This is a genomic window from Paenibacillus uliginis N3/975 (assembly GCF_900177425.1).
Taxonomy (GTDB): domain Bacteria; phylum Bacillota; class Bacilli; order Paenibacillales; family Paenibacillaceae; genus Paenibacillus_AQ; species Paenibacillus_AQ uliginis.
In genome coordinates, this window is record NZ_LT840184.1 from 715,383 (window position 1) to 732,287 (window position 16,905).

Below are 16,905 nucleotides of genomic sequence, written 5' to 3' on the forward strand. Positions count from 1 at the left end.
GGATATTTATAACATCACATGTTAATTCCGTGAACGTTTGGCCATTTGCTGCCATACGGTGCCGGCGGCCTGTTCGCCTGATTCGATCCGCTCCAGCGCCATTCGGGCCTGCAGACTTACTTCGAATTCTGGATCCTGTGAGGCTTCTTCGAGTGCAGGGCGGGATTCCTCGGTTCCAACTTCATACAGGAAGCGGGCTGCACGCCAACGTACAAGTTTGCTGCTGTCGTTAAGCGAATTCATCATGACCGGAGTTGCTGCAGGGTCCCCGATATCGGACAGAGTGTCCCCGGCAGTACGCCGTACGGCCGGCGTATCGTCAGACATCGCTGCATATAAAAGTTCCATCGCCTCTGGCGTGCGCAAGTCTCCAAGATAGACCACTGCCAGACGGCGAATCTGCATTTTGGGATCTTTCAGTGCGGTGCTAAGCAAAGGAAGGTGTGCCTCTGTCGGCTCCAGCACATCAAAGGCAGCATACCGTACACGCCAGTCCGGGTCTTCCATTGCTGACAGCATTTCCTCATCGGTCAGTTTGCGGCGCTGCTCCACAAATTCTTCCTCGTCTGCGCCATGGGCAATGGCCTGGGCAACGACTTTATCCAGCCGATCTTGAGGATATGCGGCTTCCAGTTCTTGCTCCACCTCACGTGCAATATCCTCAAGCTCACCATAGCGTACGCCATAATCTTTAAGTTTTCGTTCCTTGATCAAGGTAGTGGAAGCTACTTCTGTTACCGCATGCGTGAAGCGGGAGGAAAGAGCGATGCGTTCTTCGCGACCTTCACCTTTTACGCGGATTTGCATCGGAAGGCCTCGAAACAGCTGGACAAACACCTGGGCTTCCCCAAATCCCGTACCGTCGTTTTCATTCTCCTCGAGGCCTGTTTTCAATCCTTCTTGGCCAAACTTTTCCTGCACTTCTCCCAGAATGGAGGGCCAATCGGCATTTCCTTTACGGTCAAGCGCAATAAAGTCAAGCGTGTGAAAAATGCTTTTTACACCGGAAATATGAAGCAGCTCACGGATCCACGCTGGTGCGGAACGTTCATTATCTGTGGTATATGTCTTGCGAATCCCAGGTTCCAGAGACTCATCTAGATGAAGTTTCATGGAGTTCGGACTCGGAGTAGGTTCGATAAACGTAATTTTCATTTCATTCGCTACCTCCTTTTCATCTAACCTATTGTACCTCTTTTACGGACAGGAAAAAACATAACCCGTCTTATCTTCATCATGAATATTCCTCGAAAATCAGGATTTTCAACAATCCCGGATAAAAAGAGGAAGGGATTGTCAAACTGTATATGTCGAGAACTCTTTTTTAAGGTATCTAATTAAAGGAGGCTTTGCAGCATGAATGTGAAACAGGATAAAAAATTGGCTGTCGTCTGTTTTGTAGCCGCTGCGGTTATGTTGTACGCCACGGTAAAGGCTTTTATACGCTATATGCGTTATTTCGGATAGTTTCTCCCTCTCAAAAGATGAATTACTACAAGGAGTGAACCTGATGTCTACCCTGGATCCTGTTTTGATGAGCCGGGTGTTAACTGGCTTAACATTGTTCGTTCATATCGTTCTAGCCACAATCGGAGTAGGTATCCCTGTGATGCTTGCTCTGGCGGAATGGCGGGGCATACATACGGGGGATGGGCATTATACGCTGCTTGCCCGCAGGTGGGCAAGGGGGTACGTTATCACCGTAGCGGTCGGTGTCGTGACGGGCACAGCAATCGGGCTTCAGCTCAGCTTGCTGTGGCCGACGTTTATGCGCGTAGCGGGCAAAGCGATTGCGCTTCCGCTTTTTTTGGAGACGTTCGCTTTTTTTGTAGAGGCTATTTTTCTGGGAATCTATCTGTACACCTGGGACCGGTTCAAAAGTAAATATACGCATTTGCTGCTGCTCATTCCCGTAGCCATCGGCGCTTCCTTCTCAGCTATTTTCATTACGAGTATGAACGCGTTTATGAACCAGCCGCAAGGTTTTGAACTAGTGGGCGGGGTGTTCACGAATGTAAATCCGTTTGTCGCTATGTTCAATCCGGCTACGCCGACAAAGGTGAGTCACGTGTTGGCTTCTGCCTATACGACCAGCGCCGCCGCTTTGGCGAGTATTGCCGCTTACAGCTTGCTGCGGGGGAACAAGCACACTTACTTCAAAAAGGCTTTAAAGCTAACGGTCATTTCCACGTTTGTATTTGCCGTAGCAACGGTAATGATCGGTGATTTCTCCGGAAAATTTCTGGCAAAGTACCAGCCCGAAAAGCTAGCGGCAATGGAATGGCACTTTGAGACCATGAAAGAGGCCCCGCTCATTTATGGCGGTGTATTGGATGAGAACCGGGACATTAAATATGCGTTGAAAATTCCGTATGCGCTAAGTATCCTGGCGGGAAACCGCCCGGATACCGAGGTCATCGGCCTGAATGAATTTCCGGAGGACGAACAGCCGCCGCTCATGATTCATTATTTCTTCGATTTAAAAGTAACGAACGGCGTTTTGCTTGTCGTGATTCCGCTTTTGTATATGTTTCGCAAATGGCTTCCGGGCAAGAAGGCTTATCCGAAATGGTTGCTCATAGGCATTTTGGCGCTTGGTCCAATGGCCTTGGTAGCCATTTGGCTCGGCTGGTTTTTGGCTGAAATCGGCCGGCAGCCGTGGATTTTGCGAGGGTATATGAAGGTGGCGGATGCGGCGACAACTTCACCAAATGTGGGATGGATGCTGCTGCTATTCATTTTGCTGTATTTGGTGCTGTCGGTATCTGCCATTCGGGTACTTACCAAGCTGTTTCGCAACAAAAATGCAGAGGAAGAGCTTGCGATGCTTGGACTGAATAGCAAGGGAGGCAGCGGACAATGAGTTACGGATTGGTAGCTATCGCAATTCTTTGGACGTTTCTGTTTGGCTATCTGATTGTGGCGTCCATCGATTTTGGGGCTGGATTTTTCAGCTTTTACAGTGCTCTGACAGGCCATGAAAACAAAATACACAACATTATTCAAAGATACTTGTCGCCTGTATGGGAAGTAACAAACGTGTTTCTCATTTTTTTCGTCGTTGGACTCGTCGGATTTTTTCCGGATGCGGCGTTTTATTACGGTACCGCGTTACTCGTTCCCGGCAGTCTGGCTACTGTGCTGCTCGCCATCCGGGGAGCTTATTACGCATACAACACATACGGCAGCAGCAAGGAAAATAACAAAATCTACATGGCTCTATATGGAGCAACGGGGCTGTTGATTCCGGCTGCACTATCCACGGTTTTGGCCATCTCAGAGGGCGGAATCATTTACCTGGCCGACGGCAAGGTGCAGTTGGATTGGAATAATTTTTTCACGAACCCGTATACATGGTCTGTGATTGTGCTGGCTCTAGTAAGTGTTCTATATATATCCGCGATGTTCTTGTCTTACTATGCGAACCGGGCTGGAGACGAAGTTGCATTTGGTGTCGTCCGGGGATATGCATTAATCTGGAGCGGACCGACGATTCTGTTTTCGTTCTTTGCGTTTTTAACTTTAAACAGGCAAAATCCAGAACATTTTGAGGCGATGCTCGATATATCGTGGATGTTTATCGCATCATTCCTTTGCTTCCTGTTTGCTGTTTACGGCGTCTGGAAGCGGAGATGGCTGGGTCTGTCTTTCATTATGGTTATGCTTCAGTTTGCTTTTGCCTGGTACGGATATGGCCGCTCGCATTTACCGTATGTGTTGTATAACTATATCAATATCCATGAGAGCGTAACGAACGATACGATGGCTATTACCATGATCACGGCATTTGTCCTCGGTCTGTGCGTGTTGATTCCATCACTGATCTTGCTGATGCGCCTGTTTCTGTTTGATGCCAACTACATTCTTGGCAAATCCGGCAAAAAGGGGTGAAGGAAATGGACGATTTCACTATTTTTATTGCTCCCATGCTGACGGTGGCGGTCTCTGTAGTTTTCATGGTGGTGTACGCATTGAAATATAAAGACCCGTCAGAATAGGACGCACATTGCTTCACTGTATGAAATATAGATGGTAAAATGTGAGCTCGGTTGAGGACTTATAAAAAAATGGGGTAAAATATATGGTAATGGAAGGAGGAGGCAGAATGCCAAAAATCCGCTATAACAATATCGATAACGTCAGTACAGATAAAACATTGAAACAGTTCAAGCAATGGCGTGACGAACGCCGTAACAAGAAAAAAGACTATTCGTATGTCATACCGAATCTGGAGCCCGATCTCGAATATTTACACGGAAATCGGCATGAAACCTCCGTTACTTGGGTTGGGCATGCGACATTTTTCATCCAATATGAGGGCTTAAATATCGTAACTGACCCGATATGGGCACGGAGGATGGCGTTTACGAAACGTCTTGGAGAGCCAGGGCTTCCGATCGCCGAAATTCCGCCACTGGACATTATTCTCATATCGCATTCCCACTATGACCATATGCATATCGCCTCGATACGTAAACTGTATCGGACTGAGACGACCATTGTTGTTCCCGTCGGTCTGCGGCGTAAAATGCTCAGCAAGGGTTTCAGACGTGTGGTTGAGCTGAAATGGTGGGAATCGACGACGATTGGCGGCGTCACCATAACATTCGTTCCAACTCAGCACTGGACGCGGCGCACACCGTTTGATACGAACACTTCCCATTGGGGTGGCTTTGTGTTGGAACCGGAGCTTCAGCAGAAGGAGACACGTGATGAGGAGGCGGATTCACAGGATACCTCTCGTGTTCTTCCGCCGAATTTGTATTTTGCCGGAGACAGCGGCTATTTTCCGGGATTTAAAGAAATCGGTAATCGATTTAATATTCATATTGCGCTCATGCCAATCGGAGCCTATGAGCCTGAATGGTTTATGACCTCACAGCATGTCAATCCGGAGGAAGCATTGCAGGCGTTTTTGGACGTGAAGGCCGAGACGATGATTCCCATGCATTACGGCACGTTCCGGCTCGCAGATGATACGGCGCAGGAAGCGTTGGAGCGGATGGAACTTGAGCGTAAGCGACTCGGAATCGGTGAAGAGCAGATTCGCATTCTAAAGCATGGCGAGACCTTTAAGGTGCAGCCGGAGCGGAGGAAAGTAGAATCCTCATGACATGTAAGCAAGCCTCAGAAACCTTCTGATGCCTGTCAGCCGGGCAGGGTTATTTCAGGAGGTTTTTTCCTTTTGTTTAGACCTTTATTACTCTAAATGCATCATAATGACGTTTTTAAGCGGTAAGGCTTCGTTAAAAGGATTTCTTATGCTATAATGTGCTGGGAAACCAATAGTATAAAAGGATGGTAATGCTTAATGATCAGTACAAGCGGGATTACGCTCCGCTATGGCAAACGAGCACTATTTGAAGATGTAAATATAAAATTCACTCCTGGCAACTGTTATGGCTTGATTGGAGCGAACGGTGCAGGTAAGTCTACTTTCTTGAAAATCCTGTCCGGTGAAATCGAACCGAACCAAGGCGAAGTTCATATGACACCGAACGAACGGATGGCTGTCCTCAAACAGAACCATTATGAGTATGATCAATATGCGGTTCTGGAGACCGTTATCATGGGTCACGCACGCCTTTACAAGATCATGAAGGAGAAGGATGCCCTTTATGCAAAAGCTGATTTTTCCGAAGAGGATGGCATGCGTGCTGGTGAGCTGGAGGGTGAATTCGCTGAGCTGAACGGTTGGGATGCTGAGCCGGATGCGGCTGCACTCCTGATCGGCCTTGGTATTTCGCGTGAACTTCATGACAAGAAAATGGCAGAACTCAGCGGTAACGAAAAGGTCCGTGTCCTTTTGGCACAAGCTCTGTTCGGCCGCCCGAACAACCTGCTGCTTGACGAGCCTACCAACCACTTGGATCTGGAGTCTATTCAATGGCTCGAGAACTTCCTGATGGATTATGAAGGCACCGTTATCGTTGTATCCCATGACCGTCACTTCCTGAATAAGGTGTGTACGCACATTGCGGATATTGATTTCGGCAAAATCCAGCTGTATGTCGGTAACTATGACTTCTGGTACGAGTCTAGTCAACTGGCGCTTCAGCTTCAGCGTGAGTCGAACAAGAAGAAGGAAGAGAAGATCAAGGAACTCCAAGCCTTTATCCAGCGTTTCTCGGCAAATGCTTCGAAATCGAAGCAGGCGACATCCCGTAAGAAGCAGCTTGATAAGATTACACTGGATGACCTTCGTCCGTCGAACCGTAAATATCCGTTCCTTAACTTCAAGCCGGAACGTGAAGCAGGTAAGCAGCTTCTGACGGTGGACGGCATTACGAAGACGATGGAAGGCGAGAAAGTACTGGATAACGTCAGCTTTGTCGTAAACAAAGGTGACAAGATTGCTTTTGTTGGACCGAACAGTTTGCCGAAGACAACGTTGTTCCAGGTTGTTACCGCTGAAACGGAAGTGGAAGCCGGCGAATACAGCTGGGGCGTAACAACAACCCAGGCGTACTTCCCGAAAGACAACTCCGTTTATTTTGACGGTGTGGATATGAACCTGGTAGATTGGCTGCGCCAGTACTCCAACGATCAGGATGAAACGTTCCTACGCGGTTTCCTCGGACGTATGCTGTTCTCTGGCGAGGAAGCGCTGAAGAAGGCGAGTGTTCTGTCCGGTGGTGAGAAGGTCCGCTGCATGCTGGCCAAAATGATGCTGAACGGTGCGAACGTGCTTATTTTTGATGAGCCTACGAACCACTTGGACCTCGAGTCCATCACCGCGCTGAATAACGGATTGATCGATTTCGATGGTACGATCCTATTTACATCGCATGACCATCAGTTCATTCAGACCATTGCGAACCGAATCATTGAGATCACACCGAACGGAGTTATCGACCGTACGATGAGTTATGATGAATATCTGGAGAGCGAAGAGATTAAAGCCCTTCGTGAGAGCATGTATCCGGTTGAGGCTTAATATATTTGCATACAAGAAGAAACGCCTTCGTCGTCCTTTTCAAAGGGGAGACAGCGTTTCTGCTAGAAATATAAGCCAAGTATAAAACTTATACTTTCTTAGATTTTGAAAAAGCTGCACCCTTCGTTTGAAGGGGCAGCTTTTTTTGCGTTTAAGCGGCGTTGTTACGATCCGCCGGTACGACGGCGTTGGTTGTTCGGTTTTTTGTTGTTTTGGCTCTTCATTTTTTGCGTAGTACCGGGCTGATATGAACCCTGTTTGCCAGATGAATTTTGTTGTTTCTTCTGTTCCAGCTTCTGACGAATCGCATCTGCCAGACTCACCTTGCGTGAATCGTTATTTTCCGACATGACGGCTTCCTCCTCGGATTATGAGTTGTCCTCATTTTATTCGTTTTTAAAACGTACGGCAAGGGTAACAATAAATATATTCGGTTATGAGCCTATTTTTTGCCTTAAGCAACTCTGTTTCTCTTGTCTCACAAGGTTTCTCTAGACCCACAAGGTATGCCTTTGCTAGGATAGGTAAGTAAGTTTTGAAGCGGCCCCTTAGTAAGAGAGAAGCAGCGAAGGAGAGACATGCACGGTGAATGTATATGATGATATAAAAAAGGGAGAGCGCGGAGCGTGGATCAGCATTGCTGCTTATCTGGTACTATCTGCGTTTAAATTAATCAGCGGTTATCTATTCGCCTCGAGCGCGTTACTAGCTGACGGTTTTAACAACCTGACGGACATTGTGGCCTCGGTTGCAGTACTGATCGGTCTGAAGATATCACGGAAGCCTCCTGATTCGGATCATGCTTATGGGCATTTCAGAGCCGAGACGGTAGCGGCACTTATCGCCTCATTTATTATGGCGGTGGTCGGAATACAGGTGCTGGTTGAAGCGGTTAGTTCCTTTTTTGAGGGAAGCAAGGGTACACCAGACCTATGGTCAGCCGGAGTGGCAGGGTTGTGTGCTATTGCTATGTTTGGCGTTTACAAATATAACGTCAGACTGGCACGTCAGATTAACAACCAAGCGCTGATGGCTGCGGCGAAGGATAACCTTTCAGATGCAATGGTTAGTATAGGCGCGGCTATAGGTATTATTGGAGCTCAATTCGGGCTTCCTTGGCTGGATACGGTAGCGGCACTCGGAGTTGGATTGCTGATCTGCAAAACCGCGTGGGAAATCTTCCGCGATTGTACACATAGCCTGACAGATGGATTTGATGAGCAGCGGCTATTGGATTTCCGTAGGACCATAGCACGCACTCCCGGTGTTGAAGGAATCAAGGATGTGAAAGCCAGAATTCATGGCAATCATGTGTTGGTTGATGTTGTTGTTGAGGTTGACCCGCAATTAAGCGTTATTGAGGGACACAAAATCAGCGAAACGATTGAAGAGCGGATGGTAAAATATCATAATATTATGAACGTTCATGTTCACGTGGAGCCGAAGGATCTGTAGGGTCTCATCCTACAAATAAAAAAAGGACTGCAAATGATTGCAGCCCCTTTTTGGGATTAATTATCGCCCATGAAGATCCAATATTTACCGATCCAGGTGTAAACTTCAACCCACTCACCGTCCGCAACCACTTGCGTGCTGGTCCTAGTTGTATCGATTATTTGAGGTGCCAGAACACCTTTGATGGTTCCGTTTGGCATATCATAGAAGTAAGTTTTCTTGGTGAGCTGAATGAGCTTCATAGGAATCAGCGGAATCTCTTCCGCTTTAATGGTAGGCTCTTTAAATTCAAAATAAGTTGAAGTTGTTGCAGAAACCTCTACTACCGGGGTAGTGGTTGTTGTTGTCGTAGTAGTAGATTGAGTTGTTTCTACAGTTTCAACCGGATCGGCTGCTGCTATTGCCGCCATTGATAGAGTAAGGCCGAGTACTGCTGTAACGCTTAGAATTTTTTTCATGGTTTGTCTCCTCCTTGAAATTGGATGTAATATGTATCGACATTAACGATATAACCATTATAAAGGTAAAATGAACCAATTAAGAAGGAATATTTTTTAAGTCAACAAGAATTGTAAGGTTTTACATAAGCTGTTGCTTGTGAGTTACGTGACAAGGAGGACGGATTCAGCTATACTTTTGGACGAGTATTCATGATCGATTCATGCGATACATACTCGGAGGAGGGAAGCCGAATGAGTCGCCGCAAAAAGAAAGGCGGGCGGATCCTGCTTGGGCTATTAATGCTTATTATCATCGTTGTTGGAGCAGGGATCTGGTATGTGACACCGACAAAAAACTTGGATTTAAAATATCGTTCAATCGATACGAAAGGTAAAATCATGAGCATGTTGGAAACGCGCCAACCGCAGATGGTTTTGAATAAAGACGAAGTAGCGCAGATGAGCAAGAAAAACCTGATCAAATATTTGAGCACACATGATGTCGGTGTGGATATAACAGGTGCCGATTTCCAGATGAATGGCGAAATGATGAATGCAGAAGTGAACGGGAAGTGGGGCGTATTTCCTTTTGGAGCCACTTTGCAATTCCATATGACTTCGAACGGAAGCAAGCTTATACTGGAGCATCAATTCACGAAAATCCGTAGTGCGGACATTCCGTTGTCCATTTTTAAGTTGGAACCCATTGAAATATCATTGAAGGACTATCTGCCTGACATTGTTACGGTTAAGGAAGTTGATTTTTTGGAAGAGGGCATGAAGCTGACGTTTAAGATCGATTGGTTCTCCATTCCGTCGTTATGGTGAATAAGTTTGTAAAATCGTAAAGGGTCCCCTCCGCTGCTTCGTGCATAACCAATGGATCTGTAAGAACGAAAGTGAACCTAGAAATGGGCTGAATTCTCAAGCCCACAATTTCTCAAGAAGCACACCATGGAACACAAAACCAACCAGACCCCTAAGGATGTGATGAATCCTCGGGCGGCCTGGTTTTTCTTTTTTCTGAGAAGCTATATGTGTATGCGGGTAATGATTCATGCTGCCCTAGTTACATTGATCGTCTGCGTCCGGTAAAGAGAGAAATAACGAACAATACCAGGAAGATGAAGAAGAGGACCTTCGCGATACTTACCGCAGCTTCCACGATACCGAAGAAACCAAAAATTCCTGCGATAAGTGCGATGACGAGCAATATAACAGACCATCTTAACATAATAAATCACCCTGCTTTCCGTATGAGTTTGAATTGGATGCGTATCTCTTGTCCTTCTAAGGGCTTGAGTCTTCATCCTGACCCCTCGTAGTTCTCTTTAACCGTGACTATTTCTCTTGAAACAAATCGGCGTGCTGGAACAAATCGACCATTTTGTGCTTTGTTTCGTACCGGAAGAGTGAGGGTAACTATGGAATATCGAGACAAACAAACGGAAAGTGAGGTCGTGTCTATGCTAACACAGATTAGTGTTGCGATTATCGCCATTGCCTTTGCAATCCTTGTCTTTTTTCTAATAAAGACACTAAAAGCAGCGACAAACTCTTTGGACAAGGTAACTCAGACGCTTCAGGAAGTTCAAAAGACAATTGATGAGTTGAGCTATGAAGTGAAGCAGACGATCCGCAACACGAATGATATAACTGTGGACGTCCAGCACAAGATGAAACAGATTGATCCCGTAATAGATACAGTCAAAAATCTGGGCGAAGCACTAAGCGAAGTGACCTATGCAGTGAAGCAGGTTTCTTCCGGTGTCGTCAGCCGTTATAGACAAACTAAAGTAGAGAAAAAGAAACATGAGCTGCGACAATCCACAGTGCCGATAACGGCTCAAGACCGAACGTTCCAGTCTTATGATGCTGTATATAATGAACCTAAAGCTTCGAATCCAGGCCAATGGTTGAATTATGTCGATGTGGCAGTTGGCCTTTGGAGTAAGTTCCGTCGTCAGAAAGCCCGTTAAAGCCAGGCATCAGCGCTGATATGGCCGGTTGTCTGTAAGGAAAAAGAAAGGGTGAAGAATCATGTTGAATGTCGTGCTGCTGTTGATGGGTATGCTTTCACCCTTCAGCGATGGAGCAGGTGCCCTGCCTGTTTCCGCTGCAGGAATCACTGCACCTGTAGTCCATGCTTCGATGTCCTTCGATTCTACAGTTTCTGTTCAACAGAAAGAAGTGATTGAGGGGTATGAGACTTTAAATGGAATCGACTTGACGGACCGTACGGAAGATGTGGTTCGTAAAATGGGGGAACCGCTTGAAGTAACACATGATCCATTATTAGGAATGATCGAGTATCACTATAAGGATATGTCGGTCGGTTTCTGTGACGGGTTAACGGAGTATGTTCATGTGAAGCCTTCGGCTAGATCCATCCAGGTGAATGATCAGTCCATTTTACTTACAACTGGCCACATCTCAACATCTCTCGGTGATCCTGATTTCAAGGCCGAGGATGGAGATGTGTACGTACAAGATCATCAAGTCATTAAAGTTTTTAAAGATCGAAGTTCCGGGGAAATTACCGGTGTAGATTTATTTTTCGATTACAGCGAATAACCTGTTTCAATTGTTTGAAATAAGGTTAAATAATCTAGGGCTACAAACCTAGTATATCCTATAGGAGGTATTCAATATGGAATCTACTAATGCAAAAGCCTACGCAAAAATCGTCGAGAACGGTACTTTGGCTGTTCAGGAAATTCAAAATTTACAGACTACGGGTTATATAACCGATCATATTTATGTATTGGCTCATGACTCTGATAAAACGGAGCGAATAGCACATGCTTCGGAAGCTAAAGAAGTCGGGATAAAGGAAGAAGGCGTGTTTGACTCCATAGCGAATTTATTCCGCTCACGTGGGGATGAGCTTCGCGCCAAAATGGTTTCATTGGGATTTACAGAGGCTGAAGCAGATTTTTATGAAAAACAGCTGGACCTTGGGAAGGTTCTTGTTATTGCCAAAAAAGATCAGCCATGAGGCAGTTCCTTCGGAAGATTTCCACGATGGGAAATAGGTCTTGAAACATAGATAAGGAATGGGACGAAGACCGTCTCATTCCTTATCTATGTTTTTAAATAGGTGAAATATTCATGGGGTGGAGTATAGTATAATAGTTTGAAAAAAAGGGTTTCTGCGCATTGAGAGTAACGTTAAGGAGAGGGTTATGAGAATACTAATTGTTGATGACAATCCGACTAACGTCATAATTATCCGAGAAATCTTAAAGAAAGAACAATATCGTGATATTGTAACGGCGTCTTCGGCCTTGGAAATGCTGGACGACCTCGGTATCGGAGAACGTACCACGGACCTCCGTCCCAAGCGTGTTGATATAGATTTAATACTGCTCGATATGATGATGCCAGAGATGGACGGGATTGAAGCCTGCCGGATCATACAACAGTACGATCATTTGAAAGATATTCCTATTATTATGGTGACAGCAGTTGGCGATTCCAAAAAGTTAGCCGAAGCTCTTGATGCTGGAGCTGTAGACTATGTAACTAAGCCTATTAACAAAGTAGAGCTTATGGCGAGAATTCGCTTGGCGCTTCGCTTGAAGCATGAGAAGGATTGGCATAAGGAGAGAGAACAGCGAATCAAGGATGAATTAACGCTGGCAGCCATGGTTCAAAATGCTGTGCTGAGTTCTCCCATTGAAGAGGAGCTCTTTGAGGTTCACGCCCTGTACCAGCCATCAGCCGAGTTAGCCGGTGATTTGTATGCATGGTATCCACTGGGTGACGGCCGATATGGCATAATACTGCTTGATATGATGGGACATGGAATTTCCTCGTCTCTTTTCTGCATGTTCATTGCCTCGGTTTTGAAAGACACAGTTACCACTTATGTGGAACCTGAGAAGGTTATACAGGAATTAAACCGCAGGTTCAATCAGCTCCATCTTGGTGATCAATTGATTCAATATTATTTTACTGCTATTTACCTGGTCGTGGATACACGCATGAAGCGGGTGGATTACGTTAATGCAGGCCATCCGCCGGCGCTATTTTTTCAGCAGGACGGTTCGGTGATGACGCTGGATCAAGGCTGCTGCCCGGTAGGACTGTTTGACCGCATTGATGGAATGGAACCACGTAGCTTTCATTATGAAGGCAACGCTCATCTTGCGATGTATACGGACGGTATTCTGGAGCTTGTTGAGGGTAGCCACGAGGATAAGCTTGATTATTTGAAGCAGCATTTAGGCGGCTCCAGCGAGTGGAGAGAAGATGTAATGAAGGAACAATTTTTTATAGATAATCCTGCCGGGGAGCGTGAAGATGATAAGTGCCTCGTATGGATAACACTGAAAGAGGGAGTGGGGGGGACGAATGAAGATTAAAAGCAAGCTGGTCATAGGATTCACGACACTGCTTACGATTATGCTTATTTTGACTTTGATCGGATATGATCGGATCAGTTTTATGAACCAGCAGCTCGATACGATTTATAGTGAACGCTACTTAAAGGTTCGTGATTCCAGCGCAATGCGGGGGCAAGTGAACGACATGGCCCGTACACTTACCAATATGATGTTGAGTGAGGAAACAGCAACCTCAGACAAGGCAAGGGCAGAAATTGAAGCCATAGATCAAGAGGTAAGCGTTTATTTTGACGGACTGATAAAAGGTATAAATACAGCGGAAGAGCAGCAGCTACTTGATCGGATTGAAAAGGCTAGAGAACAATATGTAGGATATCAATCTAGAACATTGGAACTTTTGGCGGAAGGCAACTTAAGTGGAGCTAATTCTTACCGTATTACGACGGGTCAAGCTGTTCAGGAAGAAATGCTGGACAGTCTGAATGCACTTTCGAGCTATCAGAACGCTAAGATTAACGAAGATATAGAGGATGCCAAGACGGCTTACGAGCGCTCCATTCAGATTACGACCTTTTTTATGGCTGCAGGGCTTCTGATCGGCTTGATCGTTTTTCTTTGGGTGGTTCCGAGCATAACTCGTGGAATTAACGTTGTTTCCATGATGATCAAGGGCTTTGGTGAGGGCCGAATAAAAGCGGTCCGCCGGATCAAGGTCACCTCGAAGGATGAGATCGGACAAGTAGCGCAAGTTTTCAAGGAAATGGCTGAGGATATTGAAGAAAAACAGAGACTTGAGCAGACCTATCTGCAGGCTCAACGGGACCAATCTTGGATTAATTCCAACATGGCCAGAGTGACTGAACTGTTCGAAGGGATCAATTCTCTGGAAGAGGTTAGTCAACGGTTTATTAGCGAATTTACACCGGTACTGGGTGCCCGCTACGGAGCACTGTATATTCGCGAGGAGGACAAGAATCCGAATAAACTTGAAGTTAGAGGTTCCTACGCATTTGAAGGCAGTGAAAGCCCTAAACAATTTTTTGTGATTGGCGAAGGTCTTGTAGGTCAAGTGGCTCTCGACAAGAAGCCAATTTCGCTGGACAGTCCGCCGGAAGGTTATATGAAGGTTCAGTCTGGATGGGGTTCATCCAAGCCAGGGGCCATCATGATTTATCCAATCATGTTTCAGAACGAAATCCTCGGCGTTGTGGAGGTAGCTTCATTCGAACAGTTTACGTCACTTCAGGAACATTTGTTGTCACAGCTAAGTCAGTCTCTTGGTATTATCCTGAATAATATTACCGGTCGTATGCGGGTAGAAGAACTGTTGCGTGAATCTCAAGCACTTACGGAAGAGCTGCAATGTCAATCGGAAGAGCTGCAGACTCAGCAGGAGGATCTCCGCCGTTCCAATGAGAATTTGGAAGAGCAGACCGAGGCGCTTAAACGGTCCGAGGAACTGCTTCAGCGGCAGCAGGAAGAACTGGAACATTACAATACAGAACTTGTTGCCAAGACGCGGGCTCTGGAGGAACAAGTTCAGGAAGTGGAAGAGAAGAACGACGAGATTGAAAAAGCACGTGAACAGATGGAGAAACAGGCCATGCAGCTTTCTGTCACGACCAAATACAAGTCCGAATTTATGACCAATATGTCGCATGAGCTTCGAACACCGCTTAACAGCTTGCTAATTTTGTCTCAGCTGCTTTCCGAGAACAAGGACGGAAACTTATCTTCTAAGCAGATTGAATATGCTCAGACGATTTATATGTCGGGTGCGGATCTACTGAAGATGATCGATGAAATCCTTGATTTATCCAAAGTGGATGCCGGCAAAATGGAAATCAACAACGAGCCTGTGCGTATGACGGAAATCGAAGGATTTGTACAGCAGAACTTTGCGCCGGTCGCTTCTAAGAGAGGCGTTGACTTAAAAGTCGAAATAGAAGATGGGATACCCGAGAGCATCGTAACTGATGGTCACAGGGTCAAACAGATTTTGCGCAACCTGTTGTCTAACGCCTTTAAATTTACCAGCAAAGGTTCTGTTAAAGTGGATATTGCTTCGGCCGATCCAGAGAAACTTCCATATTTTCTGAATTGTGAAAGCGACTATATCGCATTCTCTGTAAAAGACACGGGTATTGGTATCCCTGATGATAAAACTGACCTTATATTCGAAGCATTTCAACAGGTAGACGGAACGACGAGCCGCAAATACGGAGGAACCGGACTTGGATTGTCCATTAGCCGGGAGCTTTCCCGTCTTCTTGGCGGCGCCATTCATGTGGAGACAGAAGAGGGCAAGGGCAGCTGCTTTACGCTCTATTTGCCTAGCCGGCGAACAGAAGCTTCTGCTGAACAAGAAGCAGCCGCTACGGTGCAAACACCAGATTCCGAATTTATACTGTCCAGAAGCTTTCTGTCATCTAAGCAGACAATTAAGGCGGTACGTTTTGAGGACGACCTGGATCAGATTGGGCCAACGGATAAAGTGCTTTTGATTGTTGAGGACGACGACAAATTTGCTAAGATTTTGCTGGATATGGCAAGAGGTCGTGGATTTAAAGGATTGGTTGCTCTGCAAGGTGATGTGGGTCTCAAAATGGCCCAGTCTTATCAGCCTGATGCTATCATTCTGGATATTCAACTGCCGGTAATGGACGGATGGTCAGTGCTCGGGGAGCTTAAAAGCTCAGCATCGACCCGTCATATACCTGTACATGTCATATCGGTTATTGATGAAGTGAAGCAGGGTCTGATGATGGGTGCTATCGCTTATCTGAAAAAACCTTCTTCACGTGAAGCACTAGAAGGTGCCTTCTCTCATATTGAATCTTATACCGAGCAGTCCGTGAAGCATCTGCTGATCGTAGAGGATGATGACATCCAGCGGCATTCCATCATTGAGCTTATCGGTCATGATGATGTCTCGATAACCGCAGTATCGACAGGAAGGGAAGCACTTGAAGAATTGAGGAAGCAGCGTTATGACTGTATGGTACTGGACTTGATTTTAACAGATATGACCGGTTTTGATCTGCTTGATCAGATTCGTGACGATGATAAACTCATTGATCTGCCAATCATTATCTATACAGGTAAAGAGTTAGATAGTAAGGAAGAAACCCGCCTACGGAAATATGCGGAGTCCATCATTATTAAGGATGTGAAGTCACCGGAACGTCTGCTTGATGAGACAACGTTGTTCCTGCACCGGGTAGAGGCCAATTTGCCAGAGGATAAGCGTAAAATACTCCAGAAGTTGCATAATAAAGAAGAACTCTTTGATGGCAAAAAAATCATGCTTGTGGATGATGACATCCGGAATGTGTTCGCCCTCTCAAGTGTGCTTGAAAGCTATAACATGGAAGTAACCTTCGCCGAGAATGGACGGGAAGCTTTAGAACTTCTTGAAGCCAACCCGGATTATGACCTGGTGCTGATGGATATGATGATGCCGGAAATGGACGGTTACGAGGCGATGCGGAGATTGCGTCAAATGCCTCAATTCGAGAAGATGCCGATCATTGCCCTCACGGCAAAAGCAATGAAAGAAGATCGAGCGAAATGTATTGAGGCAGGTGCTTCGGATTATATGAAGAAGCCGATTCAAACTGAACAACTTCTTTCGTTAATGCGTGTGTGGCTGTATTCGTAAGTGACACTTTTGGGTAATGAATAACAAATATATAAATGTTAAAGGGAGAAAGCCGGTGCAAAA

General features: G+C 45.9%; 16 protein-coding genes. 12 read left to right on the plus strand and 4 right to left on the minus strand.

Features of this window, described 5'->3' with window-relative positions:
* Positions 1–21: 21 nt before the first annotated feature.
* Entirely contained in the window at positions 22–1,155 is a 1,134-nt protein-coding gene (locus B9N86_RS03235) for a virulence factor (RefSeq protein ID WP_208917747.1), read from the minus strand.
* A gap of 355 nt (positions 1,156–1,510) precedes the next feature.
* On the opposite strand from B9N86_RS03235, the gene B9N86_RS03240 reads away from it, so the two are divergent.
* The 5 genes from B9N86_RS03240 to B9N86_RS03255 all read left to right on the plus strand — a co-directional run bounded on the left by B9N86_RS03240 (position 1,511) and on the right by B9N86_RS03255 (position 6,937).
* Entirely contained in the window at positions 1,511–2,863 is a 1,353-nt protein-coding gene (locus B9N86_RS03240) for a cytochrome ubiquinol oxidase subunit I (protein ID WP_208917748.1), read from the plus strand.
* On the plus strand, positions 2,860–3,891 hold the full coding sequence (locus B9N86_RS03245) for a cytochrome d ubiquinol oxidase subunit II (protein ID WP_208917749.1): 1,032 nt from the start codon (positions 2,860–2,862) through the stop codon (positions 3,889–3,891). Before B9N86_RS03240 ends, B9N86_RS03245 begins: the two co-directional genes overlap by 4 nt.
* Before the next feature lie 5 nt (positions 3,892–3,896).
* Complete coding sequence (gene cydS, locus B9N86_RS30900) at positions 3,897–3,998, plus strand: cytochrome bd oxidase small subunit CydS family protein (protein WP_425298569.1); 102 nt, start codon at positions 3,897–3,899, stop codon at positions 3,996–3,998.
* A 107-nt stretch (positions 3,999–4,105) separates the two neighbouring features.
* Complete coding sequence (locus B9N86_RS03250; protein WP_208917750.1) at positions 4,106–5,113, plus strand: MBL fold metallo-hydrolase; 1,008 nt, start codon at positions 4,106–4,108, stop codon at positions 5,111–5,113.
* A 198-nt stretch (positions 5,114–5,311) separates the two neighbouring features.
* On the plus strand, positions 5,312–6,937 hold the full coding sequence (locus B9N86_RS03255) for an ABC-F family ATP-binding cassette domain-containing protein (RefSeq protein WP_208917751.1): 1,626 nt from the start codon (positions 5,312–5,314) through the stop codon (positions 6,935–6,937).
* 164 nt (positions 6,938–7,101) lie between these two features.
* Here the strand turns inward: B9N86_RS03255 and B9N86_RS03260 are convergent, their stop codons facing one another.
* The gene (locus B9N86_RS03260) at positions 7,102–7,287 is read right to left on the minus strand and encodes a hypothetical protein (protein WP_208917752.1); all 186 of its coding nucleotides are present in this window, start codon (positions 7,285–7,287) and stop codon (positions 7,102–7,104) included.
* A gap of 235 nt (positions 7,288–7,522) precedes the next feature.
* On the opposite strand from B9N86_RS03260, the gene B9N86_RS03265 reads away from it, so the two are divergent.
* Complete coding sequence (locus B9N86_RS03265) at positions 7,523–8,392, plus strand: cation diffusion facilitator family transporter (RefSeq protein WP_208917753.1); 870 nt, start codon at positions 7,523–7,525, stop codon at positions 8,390–8,392.
* Positions 8,393–8,448: 56 nt separating this feature from the next.
* On the opposite strand, the gene B9N86_RS03270 is transcribed toward B9N86_RS03265, so the two are convergent.
* Positions 8,449–8,850, minus strand: a complete 402-nt coding sequence (locus B9N86_RS03270; RefSeq protein ID WP_208917754.1) for a hypothetical protein — start codon at positions 8,848–8,850, stop codon at positions 8,449–8,451.
* Positions 8,851–9,084: 234 nt separating this feature from the next.
* On the opposite strand from B9N86_RS03270, the gene B9N86_RS03275 reads away from it, so the two are divergent.
* On the plus strand, positions 9,085–9,660 hold the full coding sequence (locus B9N86_RS03275; RefSeq protein ID WP_208917755.1) for a hypothetical protein: 576 nt from the start codon (positions 9,085–9,087) through the stop codon (positions 9,658–9,660).
* A 241-nt stretch (positions 9,661–9,901) separates the two neighbouring features.
* Here B9N86_RS03275 and B9N86_RS03280 read toward each other — a convergent pair whose 3' ends face one another.
* Positions 9,902–10,066 (minus strand): DUF1328 domain-containing protein, encoded by a 165-nt coding sequence (locus B9N86_RS03280; RefSeq protein ID WP_208917756.1) that lies wholly within the window; start codon positions 10,064–10,066, stop codon positions 9,902–9,904.
* A gap of 232 nt (positions 10,067–10,298) precedes the next feature.
* On the opposite strand from B9N86_RS03280, the gene B9N86_RS03285 reads away from it, so the two are divergent.
* The 5 genes from B9N86_RS03285 to B9N86_RS03305 all read left to right on the plus strand — a co-directional run bounded on the left by B9N86_RS03285 (position 10,299) and on the right by B9N86_RS03305 (position 16,842).
* Positions 10,299–10,811, plus strand: a complete 513-nt coding sequence (locus tag B9N86_RS03285; protein ID WP_208920065.1) for a DUF948 domain-containing protein — start codon at positions 10,299–10,301, stop codon at positions 10,809–10,811.
* Positions 10,812–10,872: 61 nt separating this feature from the next.
* Positions 10,873–11,406, plus strand: a complete 534-nt coding sequence (locus B9N86_RS03290; RefSeq protein ID WP_208917757.1) for a hypothetical protein — start codon at positions 10,873–10,875, stop codon at positions 11,404–11,406.
* 76 nt (positions 11,407–11,482) lie between these two features.
* Complete coding sequence (locus tag B9N86_RS03295) at positions 11,483–11,830, plus strand: YflT domain-containing protein (RefSeq protein ID WP_208917758.1); 348 nt, start codon at positions 11,483–11,485, stop codon at positions 11,828–11,830.
* Positions 11,831–12,017: 187 nt separating this feature from the next.
* A complete protein-coding gene (locus tag B9N86_RS03300; RefSeq protein ID WP_208917759.1) occupies positions 12,018–13,199 on the plus strand; it encodes a PP2C family protein-serine/threonine phosphatase in 1,182 nt (393 codons plus the stop codon).
* Positions 13,189–16,842 (plus strand): response regulator, encoded by a 3,654-nt coding sequence (locus tag B9N86_RS03305; RefSeq protein ID WP_208917760.1) that lies wholly within the window; start codon positions 13,189–13,191, stop codon positions 16,840–16,842. Before B9N86_RS03300 ends, B9N86_RS03305 begins: the two co-directional genes overlap by 11 nt.
* Positions 16,843–16,905: the final 63 nt, after the last annotated feature.